At 66.6% G+C, this 16,523-nt stretch carries 14 protein-coding genes; 9 read left to right on the top strand and 5 right to left on the bottom strand.

Going from position 1 to position 16,523, the window contains the following annotated elements; all coding sequences use genetic code 11:
* Positions 1-60 precede the first annotated feature (60 nt).
* Positions 61-4,401, bottom strand: a complete 4,341-nt coding sequence (locus tag ACTJLC_RS24285) for a translocation/assembly module TamB domain-containing protein (protein ID WP_310134810.1) — start codon at positions 4,399-4,401, stop codon at positions 61-63.
* Between the two features lie 28 nt (positions 4,402-4,429).
* The gene (locus ACTJLC_RS24280) at positions 4,430-6,268 is read right to left on the bottom strand and encodes an autotransporter assembly complex protein TamA (RefSeq protein ID WP_083085823.1); all 1,839 of its coding nucleotides are present in this window, start codon (positions 6,266-6,268) and stop codon (positions 4,430-4,432) included.
* A 427-nt stretch (positions 6,269-6,695) separates the two neighbouring features.
* Here ACTJLC_RS24280 and ACTJLC_RS24275 point away from each other — a divergent pair, with 427 nt between their 5' ends.
* The 4 genes from ACTJLC_RS24275 (at position 6,696) to panD (ending at position 9,262) form a co-directional block, all read left to right on the top strand.
* Complete coding sequence (locus ACTJLC_RS24275; protein ID WP_073431976.1) at positions 6,696-6,881, top strand: DUF3460 family protein; 186 nt, start codon at positions 6,696-6,698, stop codon at positions 6,879-6,881.
* Between the two features lie 4 nt (positions 6,882-6,885).
* Positions 6,886-7,761 (top strand): segregation and condensation protein A, encoded by an 876-nt coding sequence (locus ACTJLC_RS24270; protein WP_073431975.1) that lies wholly within the window; start codon positions 6,886-6,888, stop codon positions 7,759-7,761.
* A gap of 191 nt (positions 7,762-7,952) precedes the next feature.
* Positions 7,953-8,786: a pantoate--beta-alanine ligase gene (gene panC / locus ACTJLC_RS24265; RefSeq protein WP_073431974.1), complete on the top strand. Its 834-nt coding sequence runs from the start codon at positions 7,953-7,955 to the stop codon at positions 8,784-8,786.
* A gap of 89 nt (positions 8,787-8,875) precedes the next feature.
* Positions 8,876-9,262 (top strand): aspartate 1-decarboxylase, encoded by a 387-nt coding sequence (gene panD / locus ACTJLC_RS24260; RefSeq protein ID WP_073431973.1) that lies wholly within the window; start codon positions 8,876-8,878, stop codon positions 9,260-9,262.
* A 78-nt stretch (positions 9,263-9,340) separates the two neighbouring features.
* On the opposite strand, the gene ACTJLC_RS24255 is transcribed toward panD, so the two are convergent.
* Positions 9,341-9,979, bottom strand: coding sequence for a ParA family protein (locus ACTJLC_RS24255; protein ID WP_073431972.1), 639 nt, complete (start codon positions 9,977-9,979; stop codon positions 9,341-9,343).
* A 210-nt stretch (positions 9,980-10,189) separates the two neighbouring features.
* Here ACTJLC_RS24255 and ACTJLC_RS24250 point away from each other — a divergent pair, with 210 nt between their 5' ends.
* Entirely contained in the window at positions 10,190-10,609 is a 420-nt protein-coding gene (locus ACTJLC_RS24250) for a PaaI family thioesterase (RefSeq protein ID WP_073431971.1), read from the top strand.
* 135 nt (positions 10,610-10,744) lie between these two features.
* Here ACTJLC_RS24250 and ACTJLC_RS24245 read toward each other — a convergent pair whose 3' ends face one another.
* Together ACTJLC_RS24245 and ACTJLC_RS24240 are read right to left on the bottom strand one after the other, a co-directional pair.
* Complete coding sequence (locus ACTJLC_RS24245) at positions 10,745-11,161, bottom strand: DoxX family protein (RefSeq protein ID WP_073431970.1); 417 nt, start codon at positions 11,159-11,161, stop codon at positions 10,745-10,747.
* A 142-nt stretch (positions 11,162-11,303) separates the two neighbouring features.
* Positions 11,304-12,797 carry a cobyric acid synthase gene (locus tag ACTJLC_RS24240; protein WP_073431986.1) on the bottom strand — a complete coding sequence of 498 codons (1,494 nt, stop codon included), beginning with the start codon at positions 12,795-12,797 and terminating at the stop codon, positions 11,304-11,306.
* 216 nt (positions 12,798-13,013) lie between these two features.
* Here ACTJLC_RS24240 and cobU point away from each other — a divergent pair, with 216 nt between their 5' ends.
* The 4 genes from cobU (at position 13,014) to ACTJLC_RS24220 (ending at position 16,521) form a co-directional block, all read left to right on the top strand.
* Complete coding sequence (gene cobU / locus ACTJLC_RS24235; RefSeq protein WP_073431985.1) at positions 13,014-13,568, top strand: bifunctional adenosylcobinamide kinase/adenosylcobinamide-phosphate guanylyltransferase; 555 nt, start codon at positions 13,014-13,016, stop codon at positions 13,566-13,568.
* The gene (cbiB, locus tag ACTJLC_RS24230) at positions 13,568-14,503 is read left to right on the top strand and encodes an adenosylcobinamide-phosphate synthase CbiB (protein ID WP_310134818.1); all 936 of its coding nucleotides are present in this window, start codon (positions 13,568-13,570) and stop codon (positions 14,501-14,503) included. The genes cobU and cbiB overlap by 1 nt, the downstream gene beginning before the upstream one ends.
* 4 nt (positions 14,504-14,507) lie before the next feature.
* A complete protein-coding gene (cobD, locus tag ACTJLC_RS24225; protein ID WP_310134821.1) occupies positions 14,508-15,548 on the top strand; it encodes a threonine-phosphate decarboxylase CobD in 1,041 nt (346 codons plus the stop codon).
* An 82-nt stretch (positions 15,549-15,630) separates the two neighbouring features.
* Positions 15,631-16,521 carry a cobalamin-binding protein gene (locus ACTJLC_RS24220; protein ID WP_310118741.1) on the top strand — a complete coding sequence of 297 codons (891 nt, stop codon included), beginning with the start codon at positions 15,631-15,633 and terminating at the stop codon, positions 16,519-16,521.
* The last annotated feature ends 2 nt before the right edge of the window (positions 16,522-16,523 follow it).

The following is a 16,523-nucleotide window of genomic DNA, read 5'->3' as shown; positions in this document are numbered from 1 at the left end:
CGTTTTTTTATGCCGTGACGTGGCGTTGCCCGCCGCGCCGCTCTCGCGGCGATCCGGCCATCACCACCGGATCCGGTCGAAGCGCCGCGTATACAGCAGTTCGACGCCGTCGAAAGTGCCGCCGTAAGTCGCAACGGACCAGTAGCGCGTCAGATTGACCGTCGCCTTGATTGCATTGCTCGCCGACTGCAGCCCTTGCTCGTAGCCGAGCACGAGCCACTCGTTGATCGCCTTCGACACCATCACCACCTGCGGATCGGTCAGCCCGACCTCGCTTCGGCCGATGGAAAACTCGTCGAGCCCGAAGGTCTGCGCGATCCGCTTGCCGCTCGCGCTGCCGAGCAGCGCGAGCGCCGTCGTCATCGTGCTTTGCTGGCCGACGTTGTTGCCCTGGTCCGTGCCGTGGCCGAACAGCAGCCACGAAAGCTTTTCGTTATCCGGCACGTTCGGCTCCGACACCAGCTTCGCCACCGGGAACTGAACCGTGCCCGTGACCTGCACGCCCGCCTCGACCTGCTGATTGCGGCGCATCGCCAGAATATTGATGCCCGGATTCGCCACCGGACCGTTGAACGTGAAAAAGCCGTTCTCGATGTTGAGCTTGCGGCCGAACTGCGTATAGGTCGAGCCTGGCGTGACCCGCACATTGCCGACTGCGCGCAGCGGCAGATTCGGCGCGCTCATCGCGGTGATCGTGCCGGTCAGGCCCAGGTCCGCGCCTTGTCCGCGGAAACGGAAATCCTTGCCGAGGTCGATGTCGATATTGGCGCGCGGCGCGAACGGGCCGACCGGCTTGTTGGTGCCGGGCACCGGCTTCGGCCGCTCGCCCGCGACCGTGCCGTCCGGGCGCACCACCACCACGTCGTCGCCCAGTCTCGGCGCGGACTCTTCCGGCATGTCGAACAACGCATGGTCGACCGCGAATTTGCCGTTGATCGCCATGCCGCCCTGCGCGCCGGCGTTGGCCACGCTCGCGCTGCCCGACAGCGACAGATTCCGGTCCGGCGCCGCGAACAACTCGAGCTTGTCCGCGACGATGCTCGCGGTCAGGTCCGGCTCCGCGCCGTCCAGACGCACGCGCCCGGTCGCGCGCAGCGTGCCGCTCGCGCCGTGAAACTCGACCTGCTGGAAATCGACCAGATTGTGCGAGAGCGCGATGCGCACCACGCCGTCCTTCAACTGCACGCCCTGGTCCACCAGCGTCGCGGACAAACCGTCGCCGATCAGCGACCCCGTCAGGTTCGGCTTGGCGACCGTGCCGCCGAGCGCGAGCTTGAGCGCGAGGTGGCCGTCGAGCAGATAGCTCGGCCCGAACAGGCCGCCGGTGGTTTTGAGCGACGGCACGTTCGCATTCACGTTGCCGGTGAGCGGGCCCTCTTCGTTCACGCTGAGGAAACCGTCGCGCATCGCGAGCGTGGTGTGCGCGTCGGCATCGATCACGCCGATCCGGTTGGCCTGCGCATGCACGGTGGCATTGAGCCGGTTGCCGCCGGTGAAGTCGGCGCGCGCGCTGAGGTCGGTGATACCCAGCGAGGCGAGGCCGCGGCCGATTTCGACCGTGACGTCGCCGGCGCGGCGCTTTAACTGGATGTGGCCGCTAGCCGTGCTGCCCAGCGAGAAATCCCACTCGCCGTCGAACACGAGATCGGTCTTGACGACGGGCGGCGTGCCGGTGACCTCGCGCCGCAGATCCTGCAAACGCGCGAGCGAAATATCGGTCAAGCTGCCCGCCGACTGAATCTTGCCGTGGTCGAAGGCGAACGATTTCAGGCTCAGCACCGCGCCTTCGAGCGTGAGGCGGGTCGCGCCGAGGGTCAGGCGGCTCGGCCCGGCGCTCACCGCGAGCGGCGCTTCGAGATTCAGCGCCGGCGTGCCGCGGTTCTGCAAACGGGTCACGGTGCCGTCCCAGCGCGTGCCGTCGCGGGCTTCGGTCAGCTTGCCGTTGGCGGCGAGCGTGAGAGCGAGCGGACGGTCCTGCAGTTTGCCGGTGGCCGCAGCCTCGAGCGTGTGATTGGCGCGCGTGCCGGACAGACGCGCCGTGAGCGTGGCCAGGTCGACGCCGCCCGCGCTCACGTTGCGCGCGTCGGTGCTGAAGACCAGCGCGCCGTTCGCGCCGTCGCGCAGTTCCGCATGACCTTCCGCATGACCGACGCGGTTGCTGCTGAACACCACGCTGTCAGCCTTGTAGTTCAGCACGACATTCGGGTGCTCGAACGAGCCGGTGAGATCGCCGTCGGCCGCCACCAGGCCGGCGAGTCCGAAACCGAGGCGCGCCAGTTGCGGTGCGTCGACACGAAAACGCAGCCGGTCGCCGCGCGCGCCGAAGCTGCCTTGCAGGTCCACCTGGTTGCCCGCCACCGACAGATTCGCGCGACTCGGCAAGATCCGCGAGCCGGCGAGCTGGATCGTGCCGCCGCCGGTCAGCGGCAGGCCGTCGTAGACGCTCGGACCGAGCTTGAATTCGGCCTTGGTGGTGAAAACCGGAGCCAGCATGCCGGCCGCGGTGAGCGTGCCGTTCACGCGTGCCTCGATCTTGCGGACGGGCGGCGCGCCGCGTCGTGGCGGCGGCGTTTTGCGCTGAACGACTTCCGACTTCACCGTGGCCTTCGCGGTGTTTTTCGCCACGGCGGCGGCTTTGTCGCCTGGGGCCGCGCTTTTGGCGCCGGCCGTGCTGCCCGCTTCGGCCGCGGCCTGTTTGGCCTTGTCGGCCCTCGACGCCGGCGCCGCGGTCACCGGCGTGCGCGATGGCATCTGCGATGTCAGCGTCAACGGATCGAAATCGGTCAGTTGCGCTTTCAGGTTGTAGCTGGAGTTCGCGTCGTGCTTGAGCGCGCCGGAGAGATCGATGCGGCCCTTGCCCGACGTGATGCGCACGTCGTTGAAGGCGACGCGGGCCGGATCGAATGTCAGCTTGCCTTGCGCGCGCAGCGCCGCTTTTGGATCGACGAGATCGAGCGTAAGGCTTTGCACGTCGTCGTTCAGACGGACGCCGATCGGGCCGGAAAGCTGCGTGGGCCGCACGGTTGCCTGCAGCGCGTTCAGGTCGAGCCCGGCGACCTGTAGATCGAATCGCCCGCGCTTGCCGGTCAGCGCGCCGCCGCCGGTCAGCGTGGCGTTCTTCACGAGCCGGACGTTCAGGTTCGAGATGCGCTGTGCCTCGGCGTCGAGGCGCACGTCGGCGTTGGCGTCGATCAGCGGCAGGAGGTTCTGGTCGATCGCGCCGGGTTTGGCGTTGACGATCGACATGTGGCCGGCCACGGCGAAACCGGCGGCGCTTTTTTGGGCGGCGTGGGGAGCAACGCGGCCGTTGCCGGCGCCCACCGCACCGGAAGCTCCGCCGGCCTCAGCAGCGCTCGCCGCCATCGTCCCGCTCGCCGCGCCCGGAACCAGCTCGACCGCGCCCGCCCCGCCCGGCGCCTCTTCGTGCCCTACCGGCTGCAACTCCGCCCGCACCGCCAGATCCGCCAGCGGCGCGCCCGGCGCAAACGCCTGCGGATTGACGTGATCGAAGGTCAGCGTGGCGCGCTGCAAAGGCACCGCTCCGAACGGCGTGGCCTCGACCCGCGCATGACCGGCGAGCTTCATGCCGGTGGCGTCGAGTTCGGCGACCAGATTTTCCAGCGAGCCGCTCAAATGGCCGTCCACCTGAACCGCTTCCTCGTTGACCTTGCCCGAATAGCCGACGTCGCCGGAAAGCGGAAACGGCCGCGCGCCATCGAGCCTGGCCGTCGCCGTCAAGGCGCCGAACGGCGTGTCGAGCCGCTCGATGGCGGCTTGATGATGACGCCCGTCGCTGCGGCCATGAAACGCGAACTGCGAGAACTCGGTCGTCGACCCGCCCTGGCGCAACAACAGCTTGTCGACCCGGACGTCGCGCACTTCGAGTTGCAGCGGCAAGCGCAAGTCTTGCGGCAGCGTCAGCGGTTCGCTGCTCTTCGGCGAAGCGCCGACCCGGGCGTCGATCGTGCCGACATGCAGATAGTCGATCGTGAAGCGCCAGGGCTCGCGCGTGAGTCCCCAGCGGCCCGCGACGCGGTCGATCTGGATGTCGGTGCCGCTGCCGTCGAGGCTGCGCCAGCGTACTTGCCGCAGTTGCACGCCGTTCGCGAGCGCGCCGCCTTCGAGCGTGCCCGTGAGCTTGCCGCCCAGCAGCCTGACCGCCGCCTGCCACGCGTACGCGGTGCCGCGCTCGGTCGTCAGCGCGCCGTACAGCAGACCGAGCGCCAGCGCGACCAGCAGCACCAACACCGCGACCGTCCACGCGAGCGTTTTCAGCAGCAGCCGGCCGAGGCGACGCCTCGGCGGCGGCGCGTCGGCAGGCGGCGGTTGTCCGGGCGGCTCTCCTGGCGGAGGCGTGCCGGGCGGCTGCGCGGAAGATTGAGCGGAAACGTCCGTGGTCATGCGTGGATCATGTAGAAGCAGGTGTCCATCAGAAGGCGATGCCGAGCGTCAGATACGGCCGCACGCTCTGGTTGCGGATGCCGTAAGCGACGTCCACGTTCACCGGACCGACCGGGCTGCGCCAGCGCGCGCCGATGCCGACGCCGGGATAAAAAACTTTTTCGCCCCAGGTATCCGTCGCGGTGCCGATGTCGAAGAACGCGGCGGCGCCCCAATCGTGAGTAAACCAGTGCTGATATTCGGCCGTCGCCGTCACGAGATACTTGGTGGGCAGCACCGAACCGGCGACGCTATTACCGATGCTCTGGTAGCCATAGCCGCGCACCGAATTCGAACCCCCGGCGCGAAACAGCAGCGAAGCCGGAATGCCGCTCGAACTGCCGCTCGTGAACACGCCGCCGAGTTCGGCGCGCAGCAGCACGATGTCTTCCTTGCCGATCGGCAGATACTGCTGACCGCGCGCGTAGCCGCGGATGAACGTCTGGTCGGTCAGCACGCCCTTGACCGCGAAGCCCGCCTCGACGTGAAGCAGGTTGCCCGAGCGCGGAAACAACGGATCGTCGGTATGGCGGCGGGTCCAGGACCATGACGGCACCAGCGCGCGGCTGGTGGTCGGCGCAATCGCATTCTGGTCGAGACGGTCCTGATAGAAGAGGATCGAGTAGTTGTAGTCGATGAACTGCGAGGTGCGGGCGCGCTGCACGCCGGCGCGAATACTGTAGATGCGCGTGTCGGAAACGTCGGTGGTGGTGTAGGACGCCAGCACGCTGTTGGTCCACGCGCGCCGCCCCGGCGGCATCGCCAACTGGATTTGTCCGTATTGCTGGTTCTGGTCGACGCGGCCCTCGATCGTGAACGGCCACGCCTTGCCGAAGGTGTCGAGATACGAGTACGCGCCCTGGATCAGCGGGCCGTTGTCCGTCGAATAACCGACGCCGCCACGCACGCTGTTGTACGGGTACTCCGACACCTTGACGTGCATCGGCGTCTCGAGCGGTTTGGCCGGGTCGCTGTCCACGTCGATCGCGACGCTCGCGTAGTACGGCGTGTTCTGCAACTGCCGCTGCAATTCGGCGACGCGCTGCACGTCGTAGATGTCGCCGACCGAAATCGGATTCACGTTGTCGACGATCTGCTCGGGATAGCGCCGCGTGCCGGATACGTCGAGTTTGCCCATCGTGAAGGTCGGCCCGCTTTCATACGTGACCGACAACGTCGCCTCGTGCGTGCGCGGATCGACGCGCGCCTCGGAATGGTAGATCTTCGCGCCGAGATAGCGGCGCGCCTGCAAGGCCTTGAGCGCCGCGTTCTTGGCGTCGTCCCAGCCGCCCTGCGAGAACGGATCGCCCTCGTGCAACGAGAACGCGAAGCGCGCGGTATTTTCCTGCGCCGGGTCCTCGGTCAGCACCGCGCCGCGAAACGAGATCGAAATCGAACTGATGGTGGTGAGCGGGCCGGGATCGACACTGACCGTGACGCGCTTTTTATCGTCGACGGTTCGCACGTCGGTGCGTACCACCGGCGTGAAATAACCCTGCGTGGAGGCCAGGTCGCGCACCTGCTGGGGCGTGGCGGTAATCAGAAACTGGAACTGGTCGTCGCTGATGTCGGGCCGTTTGGCGAACCGCGCGATATCCAGATGCTCCTCGAGCAGCTTGCGCAGCGAACGCGGCGTGGCTTCGATCTCGACCTTGTAGCTGGCGACCGCGCGCCGCGCCGCGTGGGCGTCGGTCACGGCCAGCATCGACATGACGATGCCGAATGCCAGCCACGCGCGCAGCCAGCGCCGGATGGACGCCATGTGCCCGCGCCCGAGGCCGGTCTCGCCGCGCCGCGGATGCGGCTTTTCGATCGCACATCCCGCCAAACAATCCTCCGGACGTGGTTGGTGAATTCTGTCGCTCAGGCGCGCCGCGGCGGCCGAAGCTCGCTATTTGACCACATCGGCGACGTCGCGCAATCGGTTCACAAGCGTTCGCCCGACGCGGCAGCGCATGGGCGCTCAACGCATGCGCAATGCGTGATGCCGTCGGCCCAACGTCGCGCGCGCCGATCGGCTCGGGGAATGCACGCCGAATAACGTGTCATGCGTCAGACGCCGCCGCATCGGCGATGCCCGCCTTTGACGCGCCCCGCGCCGCGCGGGTTCCAGGAATTCTTGCACACCGCCCTCTCGCGCGGCCGCCGTTTTTCGTCCGCGCGCGGCGCATGCGGTAAAATTATGGAATAGCTGCGGCGCCGCTCTCCTCTTACTGCCAGGCCGCCGCCATTTCCCACACCACGGACGTCGAGCCATGTATCAATCGGACATCACCCAGTTCCTGAACCAGCTCAAGCAACAGAAGCCCAGCCTCGAGGCCGAACAACGCCGCGGCCGCGCGCTGCTGTGGGACAAACAGCCGATCGACCTGGAAGAACGCGCCGAGCAGAAAGCCTCGCGCGTCGAACAGACGCCTTACTCGTACTATCAAAACTTCTAAGCGCGTGAGTCACGCCGACGAGGCACACGGCGCACGGCCGGCCGCCGGCGACGCCGCGCTTGCCGCGCCCACCACCGACTCGACGCCGGACACCGTCGACGGCATCGCCTTCGCTCGCCTGTACGGCGAGCCGCTCTTCAAGCTGCCGACCGACCTGTACATTCCGCCGGACGCGCTCGAGGTGTTTCTCGAAACGTTCGAAGGACCGCTGGATCTGTTGCTGTACCTGATCCGCAAGCAGAACTTCAACGTGCTCGACATTCCGATGGCGGACGTCACGGTGCAGTACCTGGGCTACGTCGAGCAGTTGCGCCAGACCAATCTCGAACTCGCGTCGGAGTATCTGCTGATGGCCGCGATGCTGATCGAGATCAAGTCGCGCATGCTGCTGCCGGTGAAGAAGGCGGACAGCGGCGAGGAAGCCGAGGACCCCCGCGCGGAACTGGTGCGCCGCCTGCTGGAATACGAGCAGATGAAGCTCGCCGCGCAGCGCATCGACCAGTTGCCGCAGCTCGGGCGCGACTTCCTGCGCGCCGAGGTCTACATCGAGCAAAGCATCACGCCGCGCTTTCCGGACGTGAACAGCGAAGACCTGCGCGCCGCGTGGGCCGACGTGATCAAGCGCGCCAAGCTGGTTCAGCATCACAAGATTTCGCGCGAGGAATTGTCGGTGCGCGAGCATATGAGCTCGATCCTGCGGCAATTGCAGAACGCGCGCTTCATGGAGTTCGCCGACCTGTTCGACACGAGCAAGGGCGTGCCGGTGGTGGTCGTGAATTTCATTGCCGTGCTCGAACTGTGCCGCGAATCGCTCGTCGAAATCACTCAGGCCGAGCCGTTCGCGCCGATCTATGTGCGCCTTGCCTATCTGCCGGCATGAGGCTGCGAGCCATGCGCCGATCCGTGCACCACGCGCGGCCCGCATGCCTCGTTCCGGTGCGCCAGCGGCGCAAATCCACTACAATCCCGCGCTCCGAACCTTTCATCACCAGTGAGGCGGCGGGCCGCGCGAAAAGCTGATTTTTCGCACCAACCCAGTCTCGCGTCGCGCCAGGAATTTCCAGTCCGATCATGAAAGTCATCAGCTCGATCCATGAATTGCGCGACCAGTTGCGCGGCCAGAATCGCACCGCCTTTGTGCCGACCATGGGCAATCTGCACGAAGGCCATCTGTCGCTGATGCGTCTCGCGCGTCAGCACGGCGATCCGGTGGTGGCGAGCATCTTCGTCAACCGGCTGCAGTTCGGCCCGAACGAGGACTTCGACAAATACCCGCGCACGCTCGAAGCCGACATCGAGAAGCTGCAAAAGGAAAACGTCTACGTGTTGTTCGCGCCGACGGAAAAAGACCTCTATCCGGAGCCGCAGGAGTACCGCGTGCATCCGCCGCACGATCTGGGCGACATTCTCGAAGGTGAATTCCGCCCCGGCTTCTTCCAGGGCGTGTGCACGGTGGTGATGAAACTGATGTCGTGCGTGCAGCCGCGCGTCGCCGTGTTCGGCAAGAAGGATTACCAGCAGTTGATGATCGTGCGCAGCATGTGCCATCAGTTCGCGCTGCCCACCGACATCATCGCCGCCGAAACCGTGCGTGACGCCGACGGCCTCGCGCTCAGCTCGCGCAACCGCTTTTTGCAGGCCGCCGAGCGCGCCGAGGCGCCGAGGCTGGCCGCCGAACTCAATCGCGTGCGCGACGCGGTGCTGTCCGGCGAGCGCGACTTCGCCAAGCTCGAACAGGCGGCGATGACGGCATTGGCCGCGCGCGGCTGGCAGCCCGATTACGTCGCGGTGCGCAAGCGCTCGAATCTGCTCCCGCCGGGACCGCAAGACGCCAACGCCGAACTGGTGGTGCTGGCCGCCGCCAAGCTCGGCACGACTCGCCTCATCGACAACCTCGAAATCTGAAATCGTCTTACGTCGCGTAGAAACGGACAGGAAATCTGAAATCGTCTTACGTCGCGTAGAAACGGACAGGAAGCCACAAGGGATTGGTCATGCAACGCAACATGCTGAAGTCGAAGATCCACCGCGTCGCGGTCACGCATTGCGAACTGCACTACGAAGGCTCGTGCGCGATCGACGAGGATTTGCTGGAAGCGGCGAACATCGTCGAAAACGAACGGATCGACATCTGGAACATCAACAACGGCGAGCGTTTCTCGACCTACGCGATCAAGGGCGAACGCGGCAGCGGCATGATTTCGCTGAACGGTTCGGCCGCACGGCGCGCGCAGCTCGGCGATCTGGTGATCATCGCGGCGTTCGCGGTGGTCGATGAAGCGGAACTGAAGGCGGGCTGGAAGCCGGACCTGGTGTTCGTCGACGAGCACAACAAGATCAAGGGCAGCCGCGATCACGTGCCGACGCAAAACTGGACTTGAGGCCGTAGTTCACTCGCGCCGCTTCTCAACGCCACGCAGCCACATGCAGCGGGCGGCCACGCCGCCTGCTCTTTGCCCTCAAGCCCTCTTGCCCGTCTTGCTGGTCCATTCGAGGATCGGCTGCCACTGCTCCAGATCCTTCTCCACGCGGCTTTTGGCGACGTCCCACAAGGTCAGGCCGTGCGCGGCCAGTTGCACGTAATTCTGCGTGTCGCGCAGATAACCCAGCACCGGCAGCTTCAAACCTTCTACAAAGCGGTGCAACTGCTCCGCCGAGCGCGTGCGCGCATCGACCCGCATGCCGACCACGCCGATCTCGATCGCGCCTCTCCTGACCGCCTTTTCCTTCGCCAGCCGCTCAAGAAATTCTTGCGTGGCGAGAATATCGAACATCGACGGCTGCAGCGGCACGATTACCTTGTCGGCCAGATCGAGCGCGATACCCAGCCGATTGCCATGCAAGCCGGCCGGCGTGTCGACGACCGCGTGCTCCAATCCTCGCGGCGGCTTGGCCGGAGTCTCGGGGTCGACTTCCCAGGTTTCGATGGCCGGCAGCGTGTCGGGCCGCAGCGACAGCCAGGCGTGCGCGGACTGCTGCTTGTCCAGATCGGCCAGCGCGACCCATTCGCCGGACGCCGCGAAATAGCCGGCCAGATTGGTCGACAACGTGCTTTTACCCACGCCGCCCTTCGGATTCGCCACCACGATCACCGTCATGAATTCTCCCGGAAAGAAGGCTGGACACTGCCAGCCGGTTTGCCGCGCTGTTTGCTCTGACTTGCGCCGATGAGCCCCGATCCTGACCGGATTCAGGTTCACCCGCCGATCCAGCCGTTGATAATATCGACAAATGCAGCGGGGCCGAAGCCCTGCAACGGCTAATTGATCACTCCGGCAGCGCCGATTTTCCTTCGAGGACCGAATTTCATGAGCAAACTTCGCCCTGAATACACCGTGGAGCGTCTGCACGAACGCCAGGAGGGCAGGCTGCCGGGCTTGCTGGGCGTGCATGTGCTGTCGCTGGAGCAAGGCACGTTGACCGCGGAGTTGACCGTGCGCGACGAATTGCTCGCGCCGAACGGCTTTTTGCATGCCGCCACGGTGATCGGCCTCGCCGACACCGCTTGCGGCTATGCCTGCCTCGCGCATCTGCCGCCGACCGCGCGCAACTTCACGACCATCGAGCTGAAAAGCAATTTTCTTGGGACGACCACCGAAGGCACGATCCGCGCGGTCGCCAAGGGTGTGCATCTGGGGCGCAGCACACAGGTGTGGGACGCCACGGTCACGGATCCCGACGGCAAGACGATGGCGCTGTTTCGCTGCACGCAGATCGTGCTGTACTGATCGGCGGATAGGGGCGGCGCGGCAAGGCGCCATTGGAAAAAGCACGCGGCCTCACGGCGCGTGCTTTTTGTTGTCTCGCGGTTCAGGGCGCGGGCGCGTTGGAGGCGCCGATCAAAACCACCGTCACCCAAAGCATCAAGCAGCCGCCATGCGCCCCGCCTTCTGCCCACCCAGCGCCAGCACGCCGCCACCGAGCAGCGACTGCACCACCAAGGTCACCGCCCAGAACGCCGGATACTCCCATCCGCCGTGCGGCGACGCGAAACCCCATCCGTTATGCAGATGCTGCGACGTCGCGCCGAGCATGAACGGCAGCAGCACCAGCGCGACCCAGCGGACCTGCACGCCGAGCAGCAGCGCAATGCCGCCGATCAGTTCGACGAACGCCGTCACGTAGCCGAGCCATCCTGGCAGGCCGAGCGACACGAAGAACTGCGCCGTGCCGGGCAGCGTGAAAACGAAGATCTTTTGCAGGCTGTGCGCGAGATAAAGCACGCCCAGGGCGAGCCGGAGGAGGAAAGCGGCCAGGTCGGCGGAGCGATTCGGGTTCATGAGGGATCCTTGAAAGAGAAGCGGCCGGCGACCGGCCGCTAACACGAGGACTGTATTCGAACCGGATGCAGCGAAAAACCGCCACTCAGGCTTTGATTATTTCCCGTGAAGATCTAATCGCCGACGCTCACCCGAGTCCAAATCACCCGATCGCCGCAAAGAGCTTCGAAAGATCAAGATGCTCGGCGAGCGTATCCGCCAGCCGATCCAGCGACGCCTCCCGCAGCGCCGGATAGTCGATCGCCGCGGCATCGCTCAAACCGGCCCACGCAAGCAGCGCGGCGCATGCGGCGGGCGTGTCGAACAGACCGTGCACGTAGGTGGCGAGAATCTGGCCATCGGCGGAAAACGCGCCGTCGGAGTGCGCCTCTTGCATCCCATGCGCCGTGTCCCGTTGCACCGGTTGCACCGATTGCACCGACCGCAGCGCCGGCGTCTCCAGCGCCGGGCCTTGCGTCTCGCCCATGTGAATCTCATAGCCGGCCACCGCCGGCGAGCCGGGCAACGCGAGGCGCCCGGTCACGTTCTTCAGCGTCTTCTCGCGCGTGAGCACCGTCGAGTAATCGAGCCAGCCGAGGCCCGCGAAGGTGCCCGGCGGGCCTTCCACGCCATGCGGATCGGCCACTTCGCGCCCGAGCATCTGCATGCCGCCGCAAATCCCGATCACCCGGCCGCCGTAGCGCAGATGCCTTTGCAGCACGGCATCCCAGCCTTGCGCGCGCAGAAACGCCAGATCGCCCGGCACGTTCTTCGAGCCGGGCAAGATGATCAGATCGGCGGACGGCGGCGGCGTGCCGCTGCGCACATAATGAAAATCGACTTGGGGGTGCGCGCGCAACGCATCGAAATCGGTGTGGTTGCTGATGTGCGGCAGCACCGGCACGACCACGCGCAGCATGCGCCCCGCGTCGCTGTTCGCGGCGCGCAATTCGGGCGGCAGCATGTCTTCCGCGTCGAGCGTGAGTCCGTGCAGATAGGGCACGACGCCGAGCACCGGCTTGCCGGTCTTCGCCTCGAGCCACTCGAGCCCCGGCTTCAGCAGACCGACGTCGCCGCGAAAACGGTTGATGATGAAGCCGCGCACCCGCGCCTGCTCGCTTGCCGACAGACACGCGAGCGTCCCGGTCAGATGCGCGAACACGCCGCCGCGGTCGATGTCGGCCACCAGCACGACGGGGCAATCGACGGCTTCCGCGAAACCCATGTTGGCGATGTCGCGTTCGCGCAGATTGATCTCGGCGGGACTGCCCGCGCCTTCGACGAAAATCGTGTCGTACGCCGCCTGCAGACGCGCATACGATGCCAGCACGGCTTCAAACGCGATGGGCTTGTAGTCGTGATACGCGCGCGCATCGAGATTCATGCGCGCCTTGCCGTGGATGATCACCTGCGCGCCGCGGTCGCTCGTCGGCTTGAGCAGCACCGGGTTCAGATCGGTGTGCGCGGCGATGCCGGCGGCTACCGCCTGCAGGGCTTGGGCGCGGCCGATCTCGCCGCCGTCGACCGTCACCGCGCTGTTGAGCGCCATGTTCTGCGGCTTGAACGGCGCGACCCGCACCCCGGCGCGGCGCGCGAGCCGGCACAATCCGGCGACCAGCGTGCTCTTGCCCGCATCGGAGGTGGTGCCCTGAATCATCAGCGTGCCGCGCGGCACGGGTGCGGCGTCATGCGGGGTCGGAGTGGTGGTCACGTGAATGTCGGGCTCGGCGGTGAAGAACACATGAAGCGGCAACTTCGCAGCAACGCGGCGGCGAACAACGGCGCGATAGCCGGCGACGCATCGGCCCACGCGGCCACGAGGCAACGCGCGCTTGAACGCGGCATTATCCCATCGCGCCGGTACAATCACGCGATGACTTCCCGCGACCTCACCTTCGTTCTCGGCGGCGCCCGTTCGGGCAAGAGCGTGCACGCCGAACGGCTTGCGAGCGACAGCGCCCTGCCCGTCACGTACATCGCCACCGCGCGTGTGTCCGGCGACGCCGAATTCAGCGCGCGCATCGCGCATCATCGCGAGCGGCGTCCGGCGCATTGGCGGTTGCACGAAGCGAGCGTCGATCTCGCTGGCGCGGTTGCGCAACTCGACGCGCCCGGCCACTGCATTCTGATCGACTGCCTGACGCTGTGGCTCGCCAACCTGCTGTGTCCGCCCGAAGGCGACGGCCTGCCCGTCGACCGCTATCAGGCGCATTTCGCCGCGTTCGAAACGGCGCTCTTCAACGCAAGAGGCAAGCTCATCGTGGTCAGCAATGAAATCGGCCTCGGCGTGGTGCCGCTCGGCGCGGCCACGCGCCTCTATGTCGACGAACTCGGGCGGCTCAATCAGCGCGTCGCCGCGTTGAGCCGCCACGTCACGATGATGGTCGCGGGCTTGCCGCTCGCGCTGAAAACAGCCGGCGGCGCGTGATGCTGTCGCTGCCTCTCATCGTCACGCTGACGGCTGCGGGCGTCGTCGTCGACCGCTGGTTCGGCGAGCCGCGCACCGCGCATCCGCTGGTGGTTTTCGGCAAATGGGCGATGCGGCTCGAAGCGCGCCATAACCGCGGCCGGCGCTTGCGGCTCAAGGGACTGCTCGCGTGGTCGCTGGCGGTCATGCCGCCCGTGTTGATCGCCTGGTGGCTGGTCGCGGCGCTGCCGTTTTTCGCGGCCTGCGCGGTGCATGTCGTGCTGTTGTGGTTCGCGCTCGGCGCACGCAGCCTGCACGATCACATCGCGCCGATTGCGCAGGCTCTCACGCAACGCGATCTCGCGCAGGCGCGCTTGCTGACTTCACGCATCGTGTCGCGCGACACCAGTCAGGCCGACGAAGCCGCGCTCTCGCGCGCCGCCGTCGAATCGGCGCTCGAAAACGGCAACGACGCGATCTTCGGCGCGCTCTTCTGGTTCGCCATCGCGGGCGGTCCGGGCGCGCTCGCGTTTCGTCTCGCCAACACGCTCGATGCGATGTGGGGTTATCGCACGCCGCGCTATTTGCGCTTCGGCTGGGCGGCCGCGCGCCTCGACGACGTGCTCAACTGGATTCCCGCGCGGCTGACCGCGGCGAGCTACGCGCTGCTCGGCGACACGCGCACCGCATGGCGCTGCTGGCGCGAGCAGGCTGCGCGCTGGGACAGCCCGAACGCCGGACCGGTCATGGCCTCGGGCGCGGGCAGCCTGAACGTGTTGATCGGCGGGCCGGCGGTCTATCACGGCGTGCTCGAGGACAGGCCGACGCTCGGCTTCGGACATCCGGCGAAAGCCGCTCACATCGTGGCGGCATTGATGCTGGTCGAACGCACGCTCGTCCTCTGGCTGGCGGTGCTGATCGTGCTGGCGTTGCTGAGCGTGCCGTTTCATGGCTGATCGAATGCCTGATTCAATCACCGCCGGCGGCGTTGCCATCCATGCCGTGGTTCACGGCGGCAATCTGCACGAAGCGGCGCAACGGTATGGCATTCCGTACGCGCAGTGGCTCGACCTGTCCACGGGCATCAATCCGCACGGCTATCCGGTGCCGCCCGTTCCCGCCGATGCCTGGCGCCGTCTCCCCGACGAAGGCGACGGCTTCGCCGCCTGCGCCGCGCGCTATTACGGCGCGCCGGACGCGGAACATGTGCTGCCCGTTGCCGGAAGCCAGGCGGCGATTCGCGCGCTGCCCTCGCTGCTGCCACGCGCACGCGTCGGCATCGCGGCGCTCACGTACAGCGAATACGCGCCCGCTTTCGAGCGGGCCGGCCATGAGGTCATGCCGCTCGACGCGTCCCGCGAAACCTTGCCCGACGCGCTCACGCATGTCGCCATCGTGAATCCGAACAATCCCACCGCCGAGCATCTGAGCGCCGGCAAGCTGTTGCACTGGCATGCGCAATTGGGCGCGCGCGGCGGCACGTTGCTCGTCGACGAAGCGTTCGCCGATACGATGCCCTCGCAATCGCTCGCGGCCAGCACGAATCGCGACGGCTTGATCGTGCTGCGCTCGCCGGGCAAATTCTTCGGCCTCGCCGGCGTGCGTGCGGGTTTCGTGCTCGCCGCGCCCGCGTCGCTCGATGCGTTGCGCCGCACGCTCGGTGCGTGGACGGTCAGCGGTCCGGCGCGTCACGCCGTGAAAGCCGCGTTCGACGACGAGGCGTGGCAACGCGAGATGCGCGCGCGGCTCGATGCCGAAAGCGCGCGCCTCGTGAAACTGCTGCATGCGCAAGGTCTGAACACGCGCGGCACGCCGCTCTTCGCATGGACCGACGATGCACGCGCCGCCGCCTTGCATGAAGCGTTGGCCCGACGCGGCGTGTGGACGCGGCTGTTCACGCCCTCGGGCAGCGTGCGTGTCGGCCTGCCCGCGAACGAACCGGAATGGACGCGCTTCGACGAGAGCTTGCGCGAAGCGGTTCGAGAGATCGATTCCGCATGACAGCGGATCAAAGCCAACGATGCGAATAACAGGAACCGTTGTCCGATTCACCCGCCTCGCGCGACCAACGCGCCGCCACTCGATGACCCGCTTCGCCCTCACCGTCTTCTTCTGCGTTGCCACGCTGCACGCCCACGCCGCGATCACCGTCACCGACGACACCGGCGCCGGCGTCACCCTTGCCGCTCCCGCGCAACGGGTAATCAGCCTGGCGCCGCACGTCACCGAGTTGCTGTATGCCGCGGGCGGCGGCGCGAAACTGGTCGGCGCCGTCTCCTACAGCGACTATCCGCCTGAAGCGAAGCAAGTGCCGCGCGTCGGCGACAACAAGGCGCTCGACCTCGAACGCATCGTCGCATTGAAGCCCGATCTGATCGTCGTGTGGCGGCATGGCAATGCGCAGCGTCAACTGGATCGGTTGCGCGAGATGCACGTGCCGTTGTACTTCAGCGAGCCGCATCATCTCGACGACATTGCCGTGTCGCTGACCAGGCTCGGGCAATTGCTGGGCACCTCAACCACTGCGGATAAAGCGGCGGCCGAATACCGCCGGGACATCGCGAGATTGCGCGCGCAATATGCGAGCCGGCCGCCCGTCAGCGTGTTCTATCAGGTGTGGGATCAACCGTTGATGACGCTCAACGGCGAGCACATGGTCAGCGACGTGATCGCGCTATGCGGAGGCCGCAACGTATTCGCCAAGCTCGAACCGCTGGTGCCGACCGTCTCGACCGAAGCGGTGCTCGCCGCGAACCCGGAAGCGATCGTCACGGCCGCGCCCGGCGCGACCAGACCGGACACCACGTTGCCGCAACTGGGCGCATGGCGCGCCTGGCCGAGCCTGAGCGCGGTGGCGAACGACAACCTGTTCGCCATCGACGGCGATCTGATCAACCGGCCGGCGCCGCGTATCGCTCAGGGCGCAAGGCAACTGTGCGAAGACCTCGAAGTGGCGCGCTCACGCCGGAAATGACA

Origin of the sequence: Paraburkholderia sp. 22099 (assembly GCF_052045835.1) — a bacterium.
GTDB classification, from domain to species: Bacteria; Pseudomonadota; Gammaproteobacteria; order Burkholderiales; family Burkholderiaceae; genus Paraburkholderia; species Paraburkholderia terricola.
The sequence above is the reverse complement of the archived record's forward strand: the minus strand, read 5'-3'. Positions and strand labels throughout refer to the sequence as shown.

Excerpts from the sequence above, each read along its gene's own strand:
- panD (WP_073431973.1), top strand. The coding sequence starts at position 8,876 with ATGCAACGCAACATGCTGAAGTCGAAGATCCACCGCGTCGCGGTCACG.
- ACTJLC_RS24285 (WP_310134810.1), bottom strand. The coding sequence starts at position 4,401 with ATGACCACGGACGTTTCCGCTCAATCTTCCGCGCAGCCGCCCGGCACG.
- ACTJLC_RS24275 (WP_073431976.1), top strand. The coding sequence starts at position 6,696 with ATGTATCAATCGGACATCACCCAGTTCCTGAACCAGCTCAAGCAACAG.
- ACTJLC_RS24255 (WP_073431972.1), bottom strand. The coding sequence starts at position 9,979 with ATGACGGTGATCGTGGTGGCGAATCCGAAGGGCGGCGTGGGTAAAAGC.
- ACTJLC_RS24220 (WP_310118741.1), top strand. The coding sequence starts at position 15,631 with ATGACCCGCTTCGCCCTCACCGTCTTCTTCTGCGTTGCCACGCTGCAC.
- cbiB (WP_310134818.1), top strand. The coding sequence starts at position 13,568 with ATGCTGTCGCTGCCTCTCATCGTCACGCTGACGGCTGCGGGCGTCGTC.
- panC (WP_073431974.1), top strand. The coding sequence starts at position 7,953 with ATGAAAGTCATCAGCTCGATCCATGAATTGCGCGACCAGTTGCGCGGC.
- cobU (WP_073431985.1), top strand. The coding sequence starts at position 13,014 with ATGACTTCCCGCGACCTCACCTTCGTTCTCGGCGGCGCCCGTTCGGGC.
- ACTJLC_RS24245 (WP_073431970.1), bottom strand. The coding sequence starts at position 11,161 with ATGAACCCGAATCGCTCCGCCGACCTGGCCGCTTTCCTCCTCCGGCTC.
- cobD (WP_310134821.1), top strand. The coding sequence starts at position 14,508 with ATGCCTGATTCAATCACCGCCGGCGGCGTTGCCATCCATGCCGTGGTT.
- ACTJLC_RS24250 (WP_073431971.1), top strand. The coding sequence starts at position 10,190 with ATGAGCAAACTTCGCCCTGAATACACCGTGGAGCGTCTGCACGAACGC.
- ACTJLC_RS24240 (WP_073431986.1), bottom strand. The coding sequence starts at position 12,797 with ATGATTCAGGGCACCACCTCCGATGCGGGCAAGAGCACGCTGGTCGCC.